The organism is Streptomyces sp. 13-12-16, assembly GCF_002114215.1.
Classification (GTDB): domain Bacteria; phylum Actinomycetota; class Actinomycetes; order Streptomycetales; family Streptomycetaceae; genus Streptomyces.
Window position 1 is genome coordinate 1 of record NZ_NCTE01000033.1, and the last position, 19,907, is coordinate 19,907.

Genomic DNA, 19,907 nt, shown 5'->3' on the forward strand with positions numbered 1-19,907 from the left:
CCAGGTCCAGGAGCCCCGAAGCCAGGCCGCCCGGGAACGGAGCGCCCGCGCCGGGGGCGGTCACGCGCGTCGGCGCCGGGCGGTCGCCGCGCTGCTCGCCTCCGCCGTCTCCGTCTGCCTGGTCGCCGCGAGTGCGCCCGCCGTCCCGCTCGGCATCGGTGACCGGCTCTTCCCGTACCTCGGCAACCCCGGGTACGACGTGCTGTCGTACGACATCGCCCTCGACTACCCGGGCCGCAACGACCGGCCGCTCGAAGCCGTCACCACGATCGACGCCCGCCTCACCACCGGCCTGGACCGGATCAACCTCGACTTCGCCCACGGCACGGTCCGCTCCGTCGAGGTCGACGGGACCCGGGCCGGCTTCACCAGTGCCGGAGAGGACCTGGTGATCACACCCGAGGACCACCTGGACGAGGGCGAGCGGGCCCGGATCACCGTCCGGCACACCAGCGACCCCGTGGCCGCCGAAGACCGCGAGGGCGGCTGGGTGCGCACCGCGGACGGCCTCGCCATGGCCAACCAGGCCGACGCCGCCCACCTGGTGTTCCCGTGCAACGACCACCCCTCGGACAAGGCGATGTTCACCTTCCGGATCACCGCCCCCGACAGCCACACGGTCGTCGCCAACGGCCTGCCGACCGGCGTCGGCCGCACGCGCGGGGCCGTCACCTGGACGTACCGGACCCACCACCCCATGGCCACCGAACTCGCGCAGGTCTCCATCGGCCGTTCCACCGTCCTGCACCACGCCGGCCCGCACGGGCTGCCCCTGCGGGACGTCGTGCCCACCGCCCACCGCGCGGAGCTCGAACCATGGCTGGCGAAGACCCCCGCCCAGATCTCCTGGATGGAGGAGAGGGCCGGCCGCTACCCGTTCGAGACCTACGGCCTGCTCCTCGCCGACGCGTCCACCGGCTTCGCGCTGGAGACCCAGACCCTCTCCCTCTTCGAACGCGACCTGTTCACCGATCCGGCCCTCCCCGCCTGGTACGTCGAGTCGATCATGATGCACGAGCTGGCCCACCAGTGGTTCGGCGACAGCGTCAGCCCCCGCACCTGGTCCGACCTGTGGCTCAACGAGGGGCACGCCACCTGGTACGAGGCGCTGTACGCCGAGGAGCGGGGCGGCAGAACCCTCGAGGCCCGGATGAAGGCCGCCTACGAGGCGTCCGACGGCTGGCGCGCGGCCGGCGGACCGCCCGCCGCGCCCGAGCCCCCTGATCCCGGCCGGAAGATCGACCTCTTCCGGCCGAACATCTACTCCGGCGCCGCCCTCGTGCTGTACGCCCTGCGCGAGGAGATCGGCCGCGCCGCCTTCGAACGCCTGGAGCGCGACTGGGTCACCCGCCACCGCGACGGCACGGCCTCCACCTCCGACTTCGTCCGGCTGGCGTCCCGCACCGCCGGACGCGACCTGACCGGCTTCCTGCACCCCTGGCTGTACGGGGCCACGACCCCGCCGATGCCCGGCCACCCGGAATGGAAGTCCGCGGCCCGGTCCGCGACACCCGCCCGGCGGCCGGTCACGCCCGCGCATCGACCGGGCGCGGTCCGGGAATAACACGGTGACGAGACGGGCCGTACCGTGCGACCATCGTCGAGTCCGCACAGCACGGGCCACGGGAATCTCCCGAACCCCCCGGACGTTGTGGACAGTGACGGAGGGTCCCACGGACCGGCTCCGTCGCCCATACGGTTACCCAACGACGTAAGGACCCAATGACCTCCTCTTCTTCCCCTTCCCAGGACACCAAGCGCTTCGCGCACACCTACCCCGAGGGTCTTCGGGCCGATGCCCTGATGGAAGAGGACGTCGCCTGGAGCCTCGAGGTCGACGGAGAGCGGGACGGCGACCAGTTCGACCGCTCCGAGCGCGCGGCCCTGCGCCGTGTCGCGGGCCTCTCCACCGAGCTCGAGGACGTCACCGAGGTCGAGTACCGGCAGCTCCGCCTGGAGCGGGTCGTGCTCGTCGGTGTGTGGACCTCAGGAACCGTGCAGGACGCGGAGAACTCCCTGGCCGAGCTCGCCGCCCTCGCGGAGACGGCCGGCGCCCTCGTCCTCGACGGTGTGATCCAGCGCCGCGACAAGCCCGACGCCGCCACCTACATCGGCTCCGGCAAGGCGCAGGAGCTGCGCGACATCGTGCTCGACACGGGCGCGGACACCGTCATCTGCGACGGTGAGCTCAGCCCCGGCCAGCTGATCCACCTCGAGGACGTCGTCAAGGTCAAGGTCATCGACCGCACGGCCCTGATCCTCGACATCTTCGCCCAGCACGCCAAGTCCCGCGAGGGCAAGGCGCAGGTCGCGCTCGCGCAGATGCAGTACATGCTGCCGCGACTGCGCGGCTGGGGTCAGTCGCTGTCCCGGCAGATGGGCGGCGGCAAGGGCGGCGGCCTCGCCACCCGTGGTCCCGGTGAGACCAAGATCGAGACGGACCGGCGACGGATCCGCGAGAAGATGGCGAAGATGCGCCGGGAGATCGCGGAGATGAAGACCGGCCGCGAGATCAAGCGCCAGGAGCGCAGGCGTCACAAGGTGCCGTCCGTGGCCATCGCGGGCTACACCAACGCCGGCAAGTCCTCGCTGCTCAACCGCCTCACGGGCGCGGGCGTCCTGGTCGAGAACGCCCTGTTCGCGACCCTCGACCCGACCGTGCGCCGGGCCGAGACCCCCAGCGGGCGGCTGTACACGCTGGCCGACACCGTCGGGTTCGTCCGGCACCTGCCGCACCACCTGGTCGAGGCGTTCCGCTCCACGATGGAGGAGGTCGGCGACGCCGACCTGATCCTGCACGTGGTGGACGGTTCGCACCCGGTCCCCGAGGAGCAGCTCGCCGCCGTGCGCGAGGTGATCAGGGACGTCGGCGCCACCGACGTACCCGAGATCGTCGTGATCAACAAGGCCGACGCGGCCGACCCGCTGACCCTCCAGCGGCTGCTGCGGACGGAGAAGCGCTCCATCGCGGTCTCGGCCCGTACCGGCCGGGGCATCACGGAGCTGCTCGCGCTGATCGACAACGAGCTGCCCCGCCCGTCCGTGGAGATCGAGGCGCTCGTGCCGTACACCCACGGCAAGCTGGTCGCCCGCGCCCATGACGAGGGCGAGGTGATCTCCGAGGAGCACACCCCGGAGGGCACCCTGCTCAAGGTCCGGGTGCACGAGGAGCTGGCGGCGGAACTCACGCCGTACGTTCCGGCCCCGGCCGGCTGAGCCACTCACGGCAGAGCGAAGGCCCGCCCCCTGCTCACGCGGGGGCGGGCCTTCGTCATGTGCGGATCACCGACCGCCGTAGGTCTTGCTCATGTTCTGGTACAGCGCCTCGGCGTCCTGGCCGAGCTGCGGGCCCGCCAGCCAGGTGTTGTCCATCGGGCCGATCGAGGTGTTGGAGACCAGCACCGTCTTGCCGTTCAGCACCCGGAACCAGCCGCCGCCGGACGAACCGCCGGTCATGGAGCAGCCGATGCGGTACATCGTCGGCAGACCGGAGCCGAGCGAGAACCGGCCCGGAGCGTCGAGGCACTTGAACATCTGCAGGCCGTCGTAGGGCGGCGCGGCCGGGTAGCCCCAGGCGCCCATCTCGCCCGCCTCCGCCGCGGACGGCGCGGAGAAGTCCACGTCCAGCGCGGCGCCGACCGTCTCCTCCAGGGACTTGGCGCCCTGCTCCGGCTTCACGTGCAGCACCGCGTAGTCGTACGCCGCTCCGTCGCCGCCGGACTGCGAACCGCCCTGGATCCAGCCGTTGGACGTCGAGGCCCAGTCCGCCCACCAGTTGCCGTAGGGGGCGATCTCGGTGGCGCTCGCGCTGCCCAGGTCCGCCGAGGACCGGCCGAGGTCGTTGTAGGCCGGCACGAAGACGAGGTTGCGGTACCAGCCGCCGTTGCCACCGGCGTGGACGCAGTGCCCGGCCGTCCAGACGAGGTTGGACCTGCCCGGGTGGTTCACGTCCTTGATCACGGTGCCGGAGCAGACGGCGGGGCCCTCCGGGGAGTCGAAGAAGACCTTGCCGACCGGCGCCGCGTTCTCGTGGTACGGCGTCTTCTCGGCCTCCGCCCGGACCTGGGCCGGCTCCGGGTCGCTGACGTCCTGGGCCGCCGTCGCGTCCTTGACCGAGACGGTCTTGTCGGCTTCCTTCGCGGACCGCATCCGGTCGGGCTTCCACAGGCCCTCGATCACCGGGTTGACGAAGTCCTCGGCCTCACTGAGCCACTTGTCCTTGTCCCAGTCCTTCCAGGCGCCGTTCTTCCACTTGTCGACGTCGATCCCGTGCTCCTTGAGCCGGTCCGCGATGTCGGACGGGATCTTCACCTCTCCGCTGCCGCTGTCGGCGGCCTGCGAGGTGGTGGCGTCGGGCTTGTCGTTCGCCTCGTCCTTCTCGGAACCGCCGCACGCGGTCGCGGTGAGCGCCAGGGCGGCGACCAGGCCGGCGGCGGTGAGGACGGTGCGCCGGCCACGCCCGAACGGCGCGGGCGTACGTGTGGAACCCATGGTGCGATGACCCCCGTTGAAACGAATGAATGTCGTACCGCGTACTGATGTTCCGTCCGGTCCCGCGGCGGTGGCACGCGGGACCGGACGCGCCGGTCACTGCCCGGCGAACTTCCCGCTGACCGCGTCGTACACGCCCTTGGCCTCGTCACCCAGTCGCGGACCGGCCAGCCAGCCCGACGTCACCGGGCCGATGGAGGTGTTGGACACCAGCGCCGGCTTCCCGTCCGAACCCGTCGCGACCCAGCCGCCACCGGACGAACCGGCGGTCATGCTGCACCCGATGCGGTACATCGTCGGGTCCGACGCGCTGAGCGACAGCCGGCCCGGCTCGTCCTGGCAGTTGTACAGCGCCTGGCCGTCGTACGGCGGGGCGGCCGGGTAACCGATCGCCGTGATCTCCTCCACCTCCGGCACCGCGGGAGCGTCGAAGTCCACCGGCAGCGCCGAACCGACCGTCTCCTCCAGCGACTTGCCGTCACCGTCCTTCTCCGGCGTCACATGGATGACCGCGAAGTCGTACGAGGCGCCGTCACCGCCCGTGGAGCCGCCCTGCTCGATCCACTGGTCCGAGGTCTGCGCCCAGTCACCCCACCAGACACCGTACGGAGCGACCTCCTCCTTCGTGGCGGTCTCCAGCTCCTTCGCCGACTTGCCCGCGTCGTTGTACGACGGCACGAAGGCGATGTTGCGGTACCAGCCGCCCTTCTTGCCCGCGTGCACACAGTGGCCCGCCGTCCACACCATGTTGGACTTGCCCGGGTTGGCCGGATCCTGCACGACCGTGGCCGAGCAGACCATCGTGCCCTCGGGGGAGTCGAAGAACACCTTGCCCGCCGTGGGGGCGTTGGCGTGGTAGGACGGGGCGATGGCCTCCGCCCGCACCGGTTCCGGGGTCGGGTCCGTCACGCCCTGGTCACCGGAGATGTCGCTCTCGTCGACCTCCTGGTCCGGCTCCTCCGCGTCCCGCATGCGGTCCGGGTCCCACAGGCCCTCGATGATCGGGTTGACGTAGTCCTGCGCCTCGCGCAGCCAGTCGTCCTTGCTCCAGTCCTTCCAGGCGCCGTTCTTCCACTTGTCGAGGTCGATCCCGTGCTCCTTGAGCCGGTCCTTGATGTCGTCCGGGATCTTGAGCTTGCCGTCGTCGGCCGCGGCGGTCGCGGAGGTCTCGGCGCTCGCGTCGGTGTCCCCCGACTCGCAGGCGGTGGCGGTGAGGGCGAGCGCCGAGGCGAGCGCGACAGCGGTCAGGACGGGGGAGGTCCGGCGCGTTCTCCCCCCTCGGCGGGCGGTGGACGACGGCCGTATGGATCGCATGATCTGACTCCCCCTGGAATGAACGTACTTGGTGCTTCGGCCGTGGTCCCGCCCCTGGTTCGTACGGAGTTCGGGGACGCTCCCACGGACTTCGGGAACGGCACCACACACTATGCGCTCGCTGTGGGGGACGTCCGACGGAACGGCAACGGTTCGGCTACAAGCCCCCTGACCTGGCCGATCGTCCGGAGATGCGCCGATTTGAGGCCGGTGGACCCCGGGATCGCCGGCCCAGGGGGCCGGCGATCCCGGGGCAACCCGTAACCCGGTGGGTGGTCCGCGGTTGGTAGCGGTGGGGGGTCCGCTGCCCGCACGCGGCTTCCCCGTGCCGTGGTTCGGCGGGAGCAGGGGAGGGCGGAGGACGGTGGCGGAATCCACGTACGAGGGGCGGGAGCCCGGCGCCCTGCCGATCGTCCCGGTGCGGGCGCGCGGGATGACCATCGAGGGCGCGGACGGCCGCCGCTACCTGGACTGCCTCTCCGGTGCGGGAACCCTCGCGCTCGGGCACAGCCACCCCGTCGTGCTGGAGGCGATCCGCGGCATCATCGACTCGGGCGCGCCGCTCGACGTCCCCGGCCTGGCGACCTCGGTGAAGGACGCCTTCGTCACCGAACTGTCGCGCACCCTGCCACCCGGTCTCGCCGAACGCGCCCGCGTGCGCTTCTGCGGGCCGGGCCGCGACGACGCGGTGGCGACCGCCCTCCGGCTCGTACGGACGGCGACCGGACGGACCGGTGGCGAGCGCGGAGCCGAACCCGCCGCCCGCCGAATGGAGTCCGCCCTCGACGACACCGCACCGGATGCGCGTCGTCCTGCCGGGGCGATCGTGGAGCCGGTGCCGGACGCCCGTCCCGTCCCCCTGATCGCCGACGAGACACTCACCGGTGTCGGACGGACCGGCACCTTCTGGGCGGTGGAGCGCGGCGGCACCGCACCGGACGCGATGGTGCTGTCCGGGGCCGTCGGGGGCGGCCTGCCGCTGGCCGTCGTGGTCCACCGTGACGACCTCGACCTGCTCGGTCCTCCCACCCACACCGGCAACCAACTCGCCATGGCCGCGGGCACGGCGACCCTCGCCCACGTCCGCGAGAACGGCCTCGCCGGACACGCCGCCGCTCTGGGCGCCACCATGCTGGACCGGATCCGAACGCTCGCCGGTGAACTCGCCTGTGTGGGGGACGTGCGGGGGTGGGGGCTGCTGATCGGGATCGAGCTGGTGGACCCGGAGACAGCGCCCGACGGCCCACACCGACACCGCCCCGCCGCACCCGAACTGGCTGCCGTCGTACGGCGGGAGTGCCTGCGACGCGGTCTGATCGTCGACCTGGGCGGCCCCCGCGGGAGCGCCGTACGGCTGCTCCCGCCCCTGACGATCACGGAGGAACAGGCGGCCGCGGTCCTGGACCGGCTCGCCGACGCCCTGCACACGGCGGCTCGCGACCGCCCCGCCCACCGCCACGGCACGCAGGAGGAGGCCGGCGCCCCCGAAGACCGTCCCGCACGGACGGGCTGACCCCGCCACCGCACCACCCCCACGAGGAACCGCCTTGCACACGACCCCCGCACCCGCCGACCGCCCGAGCTCCCTGGTACCGCACCAGCACCGGAAACTGCCCGGCACCGGCTGGCTCAGAGGCACCGGCGCCTGCCCCTTGGACCATCCCGACCCGCGCGGGGCGGCCCAGGCGGCGGCCACGGAGAACCTTCTGCGCTGCTGGGTACGCGAAACCCGCGTCCGCGCTCCGGGCAGTGACATCCTGTGCCTCCCCCTGCCGGCCAGTGGCACGGCCCTCCTCGTCCCCGTCCTGTACTGGTCCCCCACGGGCTGGCACCGCTTCGGCCTGCCTTATCTGGCCGACGCCCCCGACCCCGCCCCACCCGTCGACGCCGTCCTGCTCGCCGCCCTCCTCAGCAGGGAGAACACCGGCATTCCGGCACCGGCACGGCCACCGGCCGGCGACGGCACCGACCTGGTCGCGCGGGTCGCCGACTCCGTACGGCGTGCCGCCGCCTTCATCGGCGACCGACGGGCGGACACGGCCGACGACCCCGACCTCTTCCTCGCCGCCGAACAGTCACTCGTCCTCGGACATCCGCTGCACCCGGCCCCGAAGAGCCGCGAGGACCTCTCCGACGCCGAGGCACACCGGTACTCGCCCGAGTCCCGCGGCTCCTTCCCGCTGCGCTGGATCGCCGTCGCCCCGTCTCTGCTCGCCGCCGACTCCGCCTGGACCGAGCGCGGACGCCCCGTCACCGCGGCCCGTCTCACCGCGCGTCTCGCCGGCCCCGGGCTGCCGCTGCCCGACGGCTACGCAGCTCTCCCCGTGCACCCCTGGCAACTGCGTCAGGTCCGCCACCGCCCCGAGACCGCCGCGCTGCTGGACGCCGGACTGCTCCACGACCTCGGCGGCCACGGCGACCTCTGGTACCCCACCTCCTCGGTACGCACCGTCCACCGAACCGGCGCCCCGGCCATGCTCAAGCTGTCGCTGGGCCTGCGCATCACCAACTCCCGCCGGGAGAACCTCCGTAAGGAACTCCACCGAGGGGTCGAGGTCCACCGTCTGCTGCGCACCGGACTGTCCCAGCGGTGGCGGGCCGCGCACCCCGGCTTCGACATCGTCCGGGACCCGGCCTGGATCGCCGTGAACACGCTGGCCGGTGACCCCGTGCCCGGACTCGACGCGGTGATCCGGCACAACCCGTTCCGACCGCACGACGACGTCGCCTGCGTCGCCGGACTGCTCTCGCCGCGGCCCCGCCCCGGTGGCCGTACGGGATCCCGGCTGGCCGAGATCGTCACCCGCCTCGCCGCTCGCACGGGGCGGCCGTCCGGGGCCGTCGCCGCCGAGTGGTTCCTGCGGTACCTGGAACACGTGGTGCGGCCCGTGCTGTGGCTGGACGGAGAGGCCGGCATCGCCCTCGAGGCACACCAGCAGAACACCCTGCTTCTGCTGGACGTCGACGGCTGGCCCGTGGGCGGACGGTACCGGGACAACCAGGGCTACTACTTCCGTGCGTCGCGACGCCCGGAACTCGACGCCCGGCTGCCCGGCATCGGGGAGCACAGCGACACCTTCGTCTCCGACGAGGTCACCGACGAACGCTTCGCCTACTACCTGGGCATCAACAACGTCCTCGGTCTCATCGGCGCCTTCGGCTCACAGCGCCTGGCCGACGAACGGCTGCTGCTCGCCGCCCTCCGCCGGTTCCTCACCGGAGTCTCGTCCGGACCGGCCCGGACGAGCAGCACCCTGCCCACCCGTCTGCTGGATTCACCCGTCCTGCGCTGCAAGGCGAACCTGCTGACCCGGCTGCACGGCCTCGACGAACTCGTCGGCCCGGTCGACACCCAGTCCGTCTACGTCACCATCGCCAACCCCCTGCACTCATGATGTCCGCCCTCATCGGTGACTGGGGCCCGGCCAGGACTTCCGCAGGCCTGTTCCAACTGGTCCCCGTCCGTGTCGAACGCGATCTGCTCCTTCTGGCACGGTGGATGAACGACCCCGCCGTCGCCATGTTCTGGGAACTCGCCGGACCGCCGGCCGTGACGGCCGACCACGTGCGGTCCCAGCTCACCGGCGACGGACACAGCGTTCCGTGCCTCGGTGTCCTGGACGGAACGCCGATGAGCTACTGGGAGATCTACCGCGCGGATCTCGATCCCCTGGCCCACCACTACCCGGCCCGACCGCACGACACCGGCCTCCACGTCCTCATCGGTGCCGTCGGCGACCGGGGGCGGGGCCTCGGCAGCATCCTGCTCAGGACGGTCACCGACCTCGCCCTCGCCAGGAGGCCCGCCTCGCCACGCGTCGTCGCGGAGCCCGACCTTCGCAACATCCCCTCCGTCACCGCCTTCCTCAACGCCGGTTTCTACTTCTCGGCCGAGGTCGATCTGCCCACCAAACGGGCCGCCCTCATGGTCCGGGACCGCTCCCTGTGTCATCTGATGTAGCGCTCCGTCACCGCGCTCTCGTATGTGGTACACCGCTCACGCCGCCACGGTTCCCACTCGCGCCGCGGCAATGTCCGGGCCACGGGCCCCGGCACGATCCGTCCGTCCCGCACCCCGGCGACCTCGCAGCCCTCACACCGCCCGACAGAGGAGTCCCGTCTTGACCACGTCCCCAGCCCCCGCCGTGATCGCACGAATGTCAGTGCCGGGTCGTAGGGTGGTCGCGCTATGACGAAGCCCTCACTCTCCGAACTCCTGCACGCCGCCGTCACCGCCGTCGGCGGCACGGAGCGCCCCGGCCAGGTGGCCATGGCCGAAGCCGTCGCCGAGGCGATCGACGACAACGCCCACCTACTGGTCCAGGCCGGTACCGGCACCGGAAAGTCGCTCGGCTATCTGGTGCCCGCGCTCGCGCAGGGGGAGCGGGTGGTGGTGGCGACGGCCACCCTGGCCCTGCAGCGCCAGTTGGTGGAGCGGGACCTGCCGCGCACGGTGGAGTCGCTGCATCCGCTGCTGCGCCGCCGCCCGGAGTTCGCGATGCTCAAGGGCCGCTCCAACTACCTCTGTCTGCACCGGCTGCACGAGGGCGTGCCGCAGGACGAGGAGGAGGGCCTCTTCGACCAGTTCGAGGCGGCCGCGCCCACCAGCAAGCTGGGCCAGGACCTGCTGCGCCTGCGTGACTGGTCCGACGAGACGGAGACCGGCGACCGGGACGACCTCACGCCGGGCGTGTCCGACCGGGCCTGGTCCCAGGTGTCGGTGTCGTCACGGGAGTGCCTGGGCGCCACGAAGTGCGCCTACGGCGCCGAGTGCTTCGCCGAGACGGCCCGCGAGCGCGCCAAGCTGGCCGAGGTCGTCGTCACCAACCACGCCCTGCTCGCGATCGACGCCATCGAGGGCGCGCCGGTGCTTCCGCAGCACGAGGTGCTGATCGTCGACGAGGCCCACGAGCTGGTCTCCCGGGTCACCGGAGTCGCCACGGGGGAGCTCACCCCCGGGCAGGTCAACCGTGCGGTGCGGCGTGCCGCGAAGCTCGTCAACGAGAAGGCCGCCGACCAGCTCCAGACTGCCGCGGAAGGGTTCGAACGGCTGATGGAGCTGGCCCTTCCGGGCCGGCTGGAGGAGATCCCGGAGGACCTCGGATACGCGCTCATGGCGCTGCGCGACGCCTGCCGCACCGTCATCTCCGCCATCGGCAGCACCCGCGACAAGTCCGTCCAGGACGAGGACGCGGTCCGCAAACAGGCGCTGGCCTCCGTGGAGGGCGTCCACGACGTGGCGGAGCGGATCACGAACGGCTCCGAGTGGGACGTCGTCTGGTACGAGCGGCACGACCGCTTCGGGGCGTCCCTGCGGGTCGCCCCGATGTCCGTCTCGGGTCTGCTGCGGGAGAAGCTCTTCACCGACCGCTCCGTGATCCTGACCTCCGCGACGCTGAAGCTGGGCGGCGACTTCAACGGCGTGGGAGCGTCCCTGGGGCTCGGTCCCGAGGGCGCCGAAGGCGATGACCTCCCCCAGTGGAAGGGCGTCGACGTCGGTTCGCCGTTCGACTACCCCCGGCAGGGCATCCTCTACGTCGCGAAGCATCTGGCGCGCCCGGCCCGTGACGGTGACCGCGGGGACATGCTGGACGAGCTCACCGAGCTGATCCAGGCGGCGGGCGGCCGCACCCTGGGGCTGTTCTCCTCGATGCGGGCCGCTCAGCTCGCCGCCGAGGAGCTGCGCTCCCGCATCCCGGAGTTCCCGATCCTCCTCCAGGGCGAGGAGACGCTCGGCGAACTGATCAAGAACTTCGCGGCCGACCCGAAGACCTGCCTCTTCGGCACGCTGTCGCTGTGGCAGGGGGTCGACGTACCGGGTCCGAGCTGCCAGCTGGTGGTCATGGACAAGATCCCCTTCCCGCGCCCGGACGACCCTTTGATGAGCGCCCGCCAGAAGGCCGTGGAGGAAGCCGGCGGCAACGGCTTCATGGCGGTCGCCGCCACCCACGCGGCGCTGCTGATGGCACAGGGCGCCGGCCGTCTCGTACGCGCCTCGGGCGACCGGGGCGTGGTGGCCGTACTGGACCAGCGGCTGGCCACCGCCCGGTACGGCAGCTACCTGAAGGCTTCGCTGCCCGACTTCTGGTACACCACGGACCGCAACCAGGTCAGGAAGTCGCTGGCCGCGATCGACGCGGCGGCACAGGGGGCGGAGGCCGGGACGGCGGCGCAGTGAGGAAGGTGGCGTGCCGCGGCGCGCCACCGACCGGCGGCAGCGGCCGCGGTCGGGCCCGTCCGGACAGCACAGGACCCCGGAACCGGCGCAGGGGTTCCGGGGCCCGGTCAGGGGGCGGGGCGGCGCTCCGGGCCGGCCCCGCGCCGTGTTCAGACGCGTCGCAGAACGGCCACCACCTTGCCCAGAATGGTCGCGTCGTCACCCGGGATGGGCTCGTAGGCCGCGTTGTGCGGGAGCAGCCAGACGTGGCCGTCCTCCCGCTTGAAGCGCTTGACGGTCGCCTCGCCGTCGAGCATGGCCGCGACGATGTCCCCGTTCTCGGCGACCGGCTGGCGGCGGACCGTCACCCAGTCGCCGTCACAGATCGCGGCCTCGATCATGGAGTCGCCCACGACCTTCAGTACGAACAGCTCACCGTCACCGACGAGCTGCCGGGGCAGGGGGAAGACGTCCTCGACGGACTCCTCGGCGAGGATCGGGCCACCGGCGGCGATACGGCCGACCAGCGGTACGTAGGACGCGGCCGGCTTGCCGGCGGTGTCCGTGGGCTGCACGGAGGCGGCCTGGTCGGAGCCCCGCACCTCGTATGCGCGCGGGCGGTGCGGGTCGCGGCGCAGGAAGCCCTTGCGTTCCAGGGCCATCAGCTGGTGGGCCACGGAGGAGGTGCTGGAGAGACCGACCGCCTGGCCGATCTCGCGCATCGACGGCGGGTAGCCGCGACGCTGCACCGAGTCCCTGATGACCTCGATCACCCGGCGCTGGCGGTCGGTGAGTCCTGAGCTGTCCGCCCGGATGCCGGGAGGTCGGCCCGGCAGGGAGCGCTTGTGCCCCTCGGGATTCGTGGCTTCGTTCATCGCGTGCACCGGCTCGATCCGGCCCTGGGGGCGGTCCTGGGCAGTGATGGCGGCACTGTCTGCGGTGGTGGTCACGTCGGCCCCTCTCGATGGTCTCCCTGCAGCACAACGGTAGTTGCTTTCGAAAGGTTGCGCCAAACACACGTTCGAGTGAAAAATCGCGAATTGCTGTACGTGATCTCTTGTCGAGGTGTATTGGTCGCCACGCTTCCCGCCGGACAAACGGGCCGATTGTTGTACCCTTCACCGCCGGGGCGATGACCTCGCGGCGGCGGTCCTCAGTCTGCCACCGGACGCCCCGTGGAGCGTGAAGCGGCCCCCGCTCTCTTCGGGAGTCGCACGCCTCCTCCCCGCCTCCGGCACGGCATCCCCCTCATCGTGCGGCGTCCGGCGTGTCCTGTCCGCCCCGGCGTGCGCGACACGCGTGTGCGGTGTGGATGTATGAGCCAATCCCCACATCTAGTGGTTGGATTGCGGCAGCAGCCCAGAAGTTGTGGTCCCCCGGGTCTTCGGGCCCTCCGCGATCGCCTATGCTGGTGCTGCTTCGTGAGGCCCAAGAGGCCTCGTGAGGCCATTGAGTCTGCTGTGAGGAGGGTTGGGAGTTCATGCACTGCCCCTTCTGCAGGCACCCCGACAGCCGTGTCGTCGACAGCCGTACGACCGACGACGGCACGTCGATCCGCAGGCGCCGCCAGTGTCCGGACTGCTCCCGTCGTTTCACGACCGTGGAGACGTGTTCGCTCATGGTGGTCAAGCGGTCCGGAGTCACCGAGCCCTTCAGCCGCACCAAGGTCATCAACGGTGTGCGCAAGGCGTGCCAGGGGCGGCCCGTCACCGAGGACGCCCTCGCCCAGCTCGGGCAGCGCGTCGAGGAGGCGGTGCGGGCCACCGGAAGCGCCGAGCTGACCACCCACGACGTGGGACTGGCCATCCTCGGCCCGTTGCAGGAACTCGACCTCGTCGCCTACCTGCGGTTCGCGTCCGTCTACCGGGCGTTCGACTCGCTGGAGGACTTCGAGGCCGCGATCGCGGAACTCAGGCGGGCGGAACGGCCCGCCGCGGGTGACGGGGGCGGCGAGGGAGCCGCCCCGGGGGACCAGGAAGACGACAGCGGGTCCGGCGGGACCGCTCGGGTCCCCGAACCCGCTCCCGCCGCCGACTGACCGGCGGGCCGGCCCCGCGCGGCAGACGCGGGGACCGGCCGGGCGGCGGCGATGAGAAGACCTGTTGCGGGCAGACGAGCATGTGCCCGCAGCACCAGACAGAACACCGTGCCACGGGAACAAACGGGGCACTTCAGGGCGTTTTTGCCCGTACAGGGAGGCGGCATGACAGAGACGGCGAGCGGTCCGGCACGGAGTTCCCGAGCCAAGAGCAACAAGGCCGGCAAGGGGCTGCGTGTCGAGCGCATCCACACCACTCCCGGAGTCCACCCGTACGACGAGGTGGCCTGGGAGCGCCGTGACGTCGTCATGACCAACTGGCGCGACGGCTCGGTCAACTTCGAGCAGCGCGGCGTGGAGTTCCCCGACTTCTGGTCGGTGAACGCGGTCAACATCGTCACCAGCAAGTACTTCCGGGGCGCCGTGGGCACCCCGCAGCGCGAGACCGGCCTCAAGCAGCTGATCGACCGCATCGTGAAGACGTACCGGAAGGCCGGCGAGGACAACAGGTACTTCGCCTCGTCCGCCGACGCCGAGATCTTCGAGCACGAGCTGGCGTACGCCCTCCTGCACCAGATCTTCAGCTTCAACAGCCCCGTGTGGTTCAACGTGGGCACGCCCCAGCCGCAGCAGGTCTCCGCCTGCTTCATCCTGTCCGTCGACGACTCCATGGAGTCGATCCTCGACTGGTACAAGGAAGAGGGCATGATCTTCAAGGGCGGCTCCGGCGCCGGCCTGAACCTCTCCCGGATCCGCTCCTCCAAGGAGCTGCTGTCCTCCGGCGGCAACGCCTCCGGCCCGGTCTCCTTCATGCGCGGAGCCGACGCCTCCGCCGGAACGATCAAGTCCGGTGGCGCCACCCGCCGCGCGGCCAAGATGGTCGTCCTCGACGTGGACCACCCGGACATCGAGGACTTCATCGAGACCAAGGTCAAGGAAGAGGAGAAGATCCGCGTCCTGCGCGACGCGGGCTTCGACATGGACCTGGGCGGCGACGACATCGCCTCCGTCCAGTACCAGAACGCCAACAACTCGGTCCGCGTCAACGACGAGTTCATGCAGGCGGTCGAGCAGGGCGGCAAGTTCGGCCTGCGCGCCCGGATGACCGGCGAGGTCATCGAGGAGGTCGACGCCAAGGCGCTCTTCCGCAGGCTCGCCGAGGCCGCCTGGGCCTGCGCCGACCCGGGCATCCAGTACGACGGCGTCATCAACAACTGGCACACCTGCCCCGAGTCCGGCCGGATCACCGCGTCGAACCCGTGCAGCGAGTACATGCACCTGGACAACACGTCCTGCAACCTGGCCTCGCTGAACCTGATGAAGTTCCTCAAGGACGACGGCCAGGGCAACCAGTCGTTCGAGACCGAGCGCTTCCAGAAGGTCGTCGAGCTGGTCATCACCGCGATGGACATCTCGATCTGCTTCGCGGACTTCCCGACCCAGAAGATCGGCGAGAACACCCGCGCCTTCCGCCAGCTCGGCATCGGCTACGCCAACCTCGGCGCCCTGCTGATGGCGACCGGCCACGCCTACGACTCCGACGGCGGCCGCGCCCTCGCCGGCGCCATCACCTCCCTGATGACGGGTACGGCGTACCGCCGCTCCGCCGAACTCGCCGCGATCGTCGGCCCGTACGACGGCTACGCCCGCAACGCCGACGCCCACCAGCGCGTCATGAGGCAGCACGCCGACGCCAACGGCACGGCCGTGCGCATGGACGACCTGGACACCCCGGTGTGGGCCGCCGCCACCGAGGCCTGGCAGGACGTGATCCGCGTCGGCGAGAAGAACGGATTCCGCAACGCCCAGGCGTCCGTGCTCGCCCCGACCGGCACCATCGGTCTGGCGATGTCCTGCGACACCACCGGTGTCGAGCCCGACCTGGCGCTGGTGAAGTTCAAGAAGCTGGTCGGCGGCGGCTCGATGCAGATCGTCAACGGCACCGTCCCGCAGGCCCTGCGCCGCCTGGGCTACCAGGAGGAGCAGATCGAGGCGATCGTCGCCCACATCGCCGAGAACGGCAATGTGATCGACGCCCCCGGTCTCAAGCAGGAGCACTACGAGGTGTTCGACTGCGCCATGGGCGAGCGTGCCATCTCCCCGATGGGCCACGTCCGCATGATGGCCGCGATCCAGCCCTGGATCTCCGGCGCCATCTCCAAGACGGTCAACATGCCGGAGACGGCGACCGTCGAGGAGGTCGAGGAGATCTACTTCGAGGCCTGGAAGCTGGGCGTCAAGGCGCTCGCCATCTACCGCGACAACTGCAAGGTCGGCCAGCCGCTCTCCGCGAAGACCAAGGAGAAGGAGAAGGCCGAGGTCACCGAGAAGGCCGAGGAGACGATCCGGGCCGCGGTCGAGAAGGTCGTCGAGTACCGCCCGGTCCGCAAGCGCCTCCCGAAGGGCCGCCCCGGCATCACCACCTCCTTCACGGTCGGCGGCGCCGAGGGCTACATGACCGCCAACTCCTACCCGGACGACGGTCTCGGCGAGGTCTTCCTGAAGATGTCGAAGCAGGGTTCGACGCTCGCGGGCATGATGGACGCCTTCTCCATCGCCGTCTCGGTGGGCCTCCAGTACGGCGTGCCGCTGGAGACGTACGTCTCGAAGTTCACGAACATGCGCTTCGAGCCGGCCGGCATGACGGACGACCCGGACGTGCGGATGGCGCAGTCGATCGTCGACTACATCTTCCGCCGCCTGGCGCTGGACTTCCTGCCCTTCGAGACGCGCTCCGCGCTCGGCATCCACTCCGCCGAGGAGCGTCAGCGTCACCTGGAGACCGGTTCGTACGAGCAGTCCGACGACGAGGTCGACGTCGAGGGCCTGGCCCAGTCCGCGCCGCGGGCCCAGGAGCTGAAGGCGGTGGCCACGCCGAAGGCCGAGGCCGAGGTGGCCAAGCCGGCCCCGAAGCAGGCCCACACCAGCGCCGAGCTGGTCGAGATGCAGCTGGGCATCCAGGCGGACGCCCCGCTGTGCTTCTCCTGCGGTACGAAGATGCAGCGCGCCGGTTCCTGCTACATCTGCGAGGGCTGCGGCTCGACCAGCGGTTGCAGCTGACGTGACCGGCACGTCCGGGTGCTGCCCGGACGTGCGGAACGGCTGAGGGCGGTGGTGCCGGTGTTCCGGCGCCACCGCCCTCGGTGTTCTTCGCGGGCCAGGCCCGGTGTTCCTTGCGGGTCAGGACCGGCGCGACGCCCCCATCGCACGGGTGAAGTCCGCCGGATCGCCCTCGAACCCCTGGACACCGGGGCGGAACTCCCAGGCTCCCGAGCCGTCCCGGACGAATTCCGCGACCGTCGCCGCCGTGGCCCCGAGGACACCGCCGAAGTCGTCCTCGGCCAGCACGGTGTAGCCCTCGCGGACGCGCAGACCGGGGTTGCCCACCCCGGAGAACGTCCGCCGGCCCTGGTGCTGTTGTATGACGACGCCGACCACCACGCGCGCGTACCGCTGGTCGAGCCGGTCCAGCTCCAGCGTCATGACCTCGTCGTAGCCGAAGCCCTGGCCGTCCTTGCTGTCCCGGTTGAGCGTGATGGTGCCGTCGGGGGAACGACTGTCGAAGTGCACCACGTAAGCGGGAGTGCCGTGAGTGTCGCCCGCCGGATAGGGCGCGGCGACGAGGTCCAGGTCGGTGGAGGGCTGCCCCGACGGACTCGGGTCCCACCTCAGCGCGATCTCGACCTTGCGGATGCCCTTGTTGAGGCCGTTCACCAGTCTTCCCCTTCCCCGTGACCGTCCTGCCCGCTCACCCCGATTGCCGGGCGTTCCCGGCGGGTTGTCCATCCTGCCACGCGCGTGGTGGCGGACGACGACAAGCAGTCACTCCGAGGGTGACCGGCGCCACGCTCCCTGGCCTTACGATGGCGCGGTGCTGGTCAAGTGGATTCGCTGCACCGTGGTGGACCGCCGCGGGTTCGAGCGGGGGCAGCGGAAGTGGGCGGGGCTTCTGGGGGAGCCGGGGTTTCGCGGGCAGGGCGGAGGCTGGAGCCGGGGGCGGCCGGACGTGGCGCACGTCTTCTCCTTCTGGGAGAGCCGTGCCTTCTACGACTCGTTCATGGCCCGCTCCCACGACCGGCTCGCCTCGGCCCAGTCGGGCACGTTCAAGGACGCCCAGGTCAGGCTCTTCGACCACCGCTTCGACGTGAAGACCGGCTTCGAACCGCGCTTCACGGACGCCGACCTGCTCAGGGTGGCGCTGTGCCGCGTGCACGAGGAGCGGTCGGAGCACTTCGTGCTGATGCAGGAGAAGGTCTGGAACCCGGCCATGGCCGGCTCGCCCGGCATGGTCCGGGGACTGTTCGGAGAGGCGCCGGGGCACGAGTTCCTGGTGCTGTCGATGTGGCGGTCGGCCGCGGAGCACGGCAAGTACCGCACCGAGCGGGTGGAGCGCCTCGCCCTGCGGGCGCAGACGGAGGCCGACGTCGCGGCCCTCGCGGGGGACATCGTGGAGATGGAACCGGCCTGGACGGTCTGATCCCAGGACGCGGAACGGTGCGTACCGGTGTGACGCGAAGTGCGGGACGTGTGTGACCTACGCCGTATGGGGCCCGCACGGGTGCTCGTCCGGCCGTCACCCGATCTAGGGTTTCGGCATGGCACGACCACGGCGCATCGTCCTTGTCCGACACGGCGAATCAACGGGCAATGTTGATGACTCCGTCTATGAGCGCGAACCCGATCACGCCCTGGCCCTGACCGGGCGGGGCAGACTGCAGGCGGAGGAGACGGGTGAGCGGTTGCGGGAACTCTTCGGCCGTGAACGCGTCAGCGTCTACGTCTCCCCCTACCGCCGCACGCACCAGACACTGAGCGCCTTCCGGCTCGACCCGGAGCGGATACGCGTGCGCGAGGAGCCGAGGCTGCGCGAGCAGGACTGGGGCAACTGGCAGGACCGTGAGGACGTGCGTCTGCAGAAGGCCTACCGCGACGCCTACGGGCACTTCTTCTACCGGTTCGCCCAGGGGGAGTCCGGAGCCGACGTCTACGACCGGGTCGGCGGCTTCCTGGAGAGCCTGTTCCGCAGCTTCGAGGCCCCCGACCACCCCCCGAACGTCCTGATCGTCACCCACGGCCTGGCCATGCGGCTGTTCTGCATGCGGTGGTTCCACTGGACCGTGGCGGAGTTCGAGTCGCTGTCGAACCCGGGGAACGCCGAGATGCGCATGCTCGTTCTGGGGGAGAACGGCAAGTACACCCTCGACCGGCCCTTCGGGCGCTGGCGGGATCCGGAACCCTACGGGATCACCGGATAGACAGAGGGTCACCGGATAGAGTGGCAGGGCGATGACCGCTGATTCCTCTCCCGCCGGGCGCCTGGACCGCGCCCTGGCCAGCCTGCGCGGCGTGTCCGTGGGGGACGCGCTCGGTTCCCAGTTCTTCGTGCCGGTGAACTACCCGCTGCTCAAGCGCCGCGAACTGCCTCCGGCGCCCTGGCAGTGGACGGACGACACGGAGATGGCGTGCTCCGTCGTCTCCGTCCTGGCCGCGCACCACCGGATCGACCAGGACGCCCTCGCGCGGTCCTTCGCCACGCATCACGACTTCGATCGGGGCTACGGGCCCGCGGTCAACCGGCTGCTGCGGCTGGTCCGCGAAGGCGGCGACTGGCGGGAACTCGCCGCCGCGCTCTTCAACGGGCAGGGGTCGTGGGGGAACGGCGCCGCGATGCGGATCGCGCCGTTGGGCGCCTGGTACGCGGACGACCCGGAGCAGGCCACTCACCAGGCCGAGATCTCCGCCTACCCCACGCACCAGCATCGTGAGGCCGTGGTCGGTGCCATGGCCGTCGCCGCGGCGGCCGCGCTGGTCGCCGCGCCCGGCGGGCCGCCCGGGTCGGAGGCCCTCCTCGACGGGGTCATCGCGCTGGTGCCCGCGAGGAGCGCGGTCGGCGCGGGGCTGCGCCGG

General features: G+C 71.1%; 15 protein-coding genes. 11 read left to right on the plus strand and 4 right to left on the minus strand.

Annotated features, from left to right (window positions below; translation table 11 throughout):
* The first annotated feature begins 91 nt into the window (after positions 1 to 91).
* Together B7767_RS01540 and hflX are read left to right on the plus strand one after the other, a co-directional pair.
* The gene (locus B7767_RS01540; protein WP_085570502.1) at positions 92 to 1,564 is read left to right on the plus strand and encodes a M1 family metallopeptidase; all 1,473 of its coding nucleotides are present in this window, start codon (positions 92 to 94) and stop codon (positions 1,562 to 1,564) included.
* 158 nt (positions 1,565 to 1,722) lie between these two features.
* A complete protein-coding gene (hflX, locus tag B7767_RS01545) occupies positions 1,723 to 3,216 on the plus strand; it encodes a GTPase HflX (protein ID WP_085570491.1) in 1,494 nt (497 codons plus the stop codon).
* Between the two features lie 66 nt (positions 3,217 to 3,282).
* Here hflX and B7767_RS01550 read toward each other — a convergent pair whose 3' ends face one another.
* Positions 3,283 to 4,491: a serine protease gene (locus B7767_RS01550; protein ID WP_085570492.1), complete on the minus strand. Its 1,209-nt coding sequence runs from the start codon at positions 4,489 to 4,491 to the stop codon at positions 3,283 to 3,285.
* A 96-nt stretch (positions 4,492 to 4,587) separates the two neighbouring features.
* Complete coding sequence (locus B7767_RS01555; protein ID WP_085570493.1) at positions 4,588 to 5,805, minus strand: serine protease; 1,218 nt, start codon at positions 5,803 to 5,805, stop codon at positions 4,588 to 4,590.
* Positions 5,806 to 6,109: 304 nt separating this feature from the next.
* Here B7767_RS01555 and B7767_RS01560 point away from each other — a divergent pair, with 304 nt between their 5' ends.
* The 4 genes from B7767_RS01560 to B7767_RS01575 all read left to right on the plus strand — a co-directional run bounded on the left by B7767_RS01560 (position 6,110) and on the right by B7767_RS01575 (position 11,983).
* Positions 6,110 to 7,318, plus strand: a complete 1,209-nt coding sequence (locus B7767_RS01560) for an aminotransferase class III-fold pyridoxal phosphate-dependent enzyme (protein WP_373408173.1) — start codon at positions 6,110 to 6,112, stop codon at positions 7,316 to 7,318.
* Between the two features lie 34 nt (positions 7,319 to 7,352).
* Positions 7,353 to 9,200, plus strand: a complete 1,848-nt coding sequence (locus tag B7767_RS01565) for an IucA/IucC family siderophore biosynthesis protein (protein ID WP_085570494.1) — start codon at positions 7,353 to 7,355, stop codon at positions 9,198 to 9,200.
* Positions 9,095 to 9,766, plus strand: coding sequence for a GNAT family N-acetyltransferase (locus B7767_RS01570; protein WP_085570504.1), 672 nt, complete (start codon positions 9,095 to 9,097; stop codon positions 9,764 to 9,766). Before B7767_RS01565 ends, B7767_RS01570 begins: the two co-directional genes overlap by 106 nt.
* Positions 9,767 to 9,994: 228 nt before the next feature.
* On the plus strand, positions 9,995 to 11,983 hold the full coding sequence (locus tag B7767_RS01575; RefSeq protein ID WP_085570495.1) for an ATP-dependent DNA helicase: 1,989 nt from the start codon (positions 9,995 to 9,997) through the stop codon (positions 11,981 to 11,983).
* Positions 11,984 to 12,132: 149 nt separating this feature from the next.
* On the opposite strand, the gene lexA is transcribed toward B7767_RS01575, so the two are convergent.
* Entirely contained in the window at positions 12,133 to 12,912 is a 780-nt protein-coding gene (gene lexA, locus B7767_RS01580) for a transcriptional repressor LexA (RefSeq protein ID WP_030227721.1), read from the minus strand.
* Between the two features lie 530 nt (positions 12,913 to 13,442).
* Between lexA and nrdR the strand changes: the two genes are divergently transcribed.
* Positions 13,443 to 14,000, plus strand: coding sequence for a transcriptional regulator NrdR (gene nrdR, locus B7767_RS01585; RefSeq protein WP_085570496.1), 558 nt, complete (start codon positions 13,443 to 13,445; stop codon positions 13,998 to 14,000).
* Between the two features lie 165 nt (positions 14,001 to 14,165).
* Positions 14,166 to 17,060, plus strand: a complete 2,895-nt coding sequence (locus tag B7767_RS01590) for a vitamin B12-dependent ribonucleotide reductase (RefSeq protein WP_085570497.1) — start codon at positions 14,166 to 14,168, stop codon at positions 17,058 to 17,060.
* A 120-nt stretch (positions 17,061 to 17,180) separates the two neighbouring features.
* Here B7767_RS01590 and B7767_RS01595 read toward each other — a convergent pair whose 3' ends face one another.
* Positions 17,181 to 17,714, minus strand: coding sequence for a TerD family protein (locus tag B7767_RS01595; protein WP_085570498.1), 534 nt, complete (start codon positions 17,712 to 17,714; stop codon positions 17,181 to 17,183).
* Positions 17,715 to 17,871: 157 nt separating this feature from the next.
* Here B7767_RS01595 and B7767_RS01600 point away from each other — a divergent pair, with 157 nt between their 5' ends.
* From B7767_RS01600 to B7767_RS01610, 3 genes are all read left to right on the plus strand, one after another.
* Entirely contained in the window at positions 17,872 to 18,477 is a 606-nt protein-coding gene (locus B7767_RS01600; protein ID WP_085570499.1) for a YdbC family protein, read from the plus strand.
* Between the two features lie 118 nt (positions 18,478 to 18,595).
* Positions 18,596 to 19,255, plus strand: a complete 660-nt coding sequence (locus tag B7767_RS01605; RefSeq protein ID WP_085570500.1) for a histidine phosphatase family protein — start codon at positions 18,596 to 18,598, stop codon at positions 19,253 to 19,255.
* Positions 19,256 to 19,286: 31 nt separating this feature from the next.
* Positions 19,287 to 19,907 (plus strand): ADP-ribosylglycohydrolase family protein (locus B7767_RS01610; protein ID WP_085570501.1); only part of this gene is annotated, 621 nt, incomplete at its 3' end.

What these genes read in the sequence shown, in the direction of transcription:
- B7767_RS01550 (WP_085570492.1), bottom strand. Translation starts at nt 4,491, where the DNA reads ATGGGTTCCACACGTACGCCCGCGCCGTTCGGGCGTGGCCGGCGCACC.
- B7767_RS01575 (WP_085570495.1), top strand. Translation starts at nt 9,995, where the DNA reads ATGACGAAGCCCTCACTCTCCGAACTCCTGCACGCCGCCGTCACCGCC.
- nrdR (WP_085570496.1), top strand. Translation starts at nt 13,443, where the DNA reads ATGCACTGCCCCTTCTGCAGGCACCCCGACAGCCGTGTCGTCGACAGC.
- B7767_RS01605 (WP_085570500.1), top strand. Translation starts at nt 18,596, where the DNA reads ATGGCACGACCACGGCGCATCGTCCTTGTCCGACACGGCGAATCAACG.
- B7767_RS01590 (WP_085570497.1), top strand. Translation starts at nt 14,166, where the DNA reads ATGACAGAGACGGCGAGCGGTCCGGCACGGAGTTCCCGAGCCAAGAGC.
- B7767_RS01555 (WP_085570493.1), bottom strand. Translation starts at nt 5,805, where the DNA reads ATGCGATCCATACGGCCGTCGTCCACCGCCCGCCGAGGGGGGAGAACG.
- hflX (WP_085570491.1), top strand. Translation starts at nt 1,723, where the DNA reads ATGACCTCCTCTTCTTCCCCTTCCCAGGACACCAAGCGCTTCGCGCAC.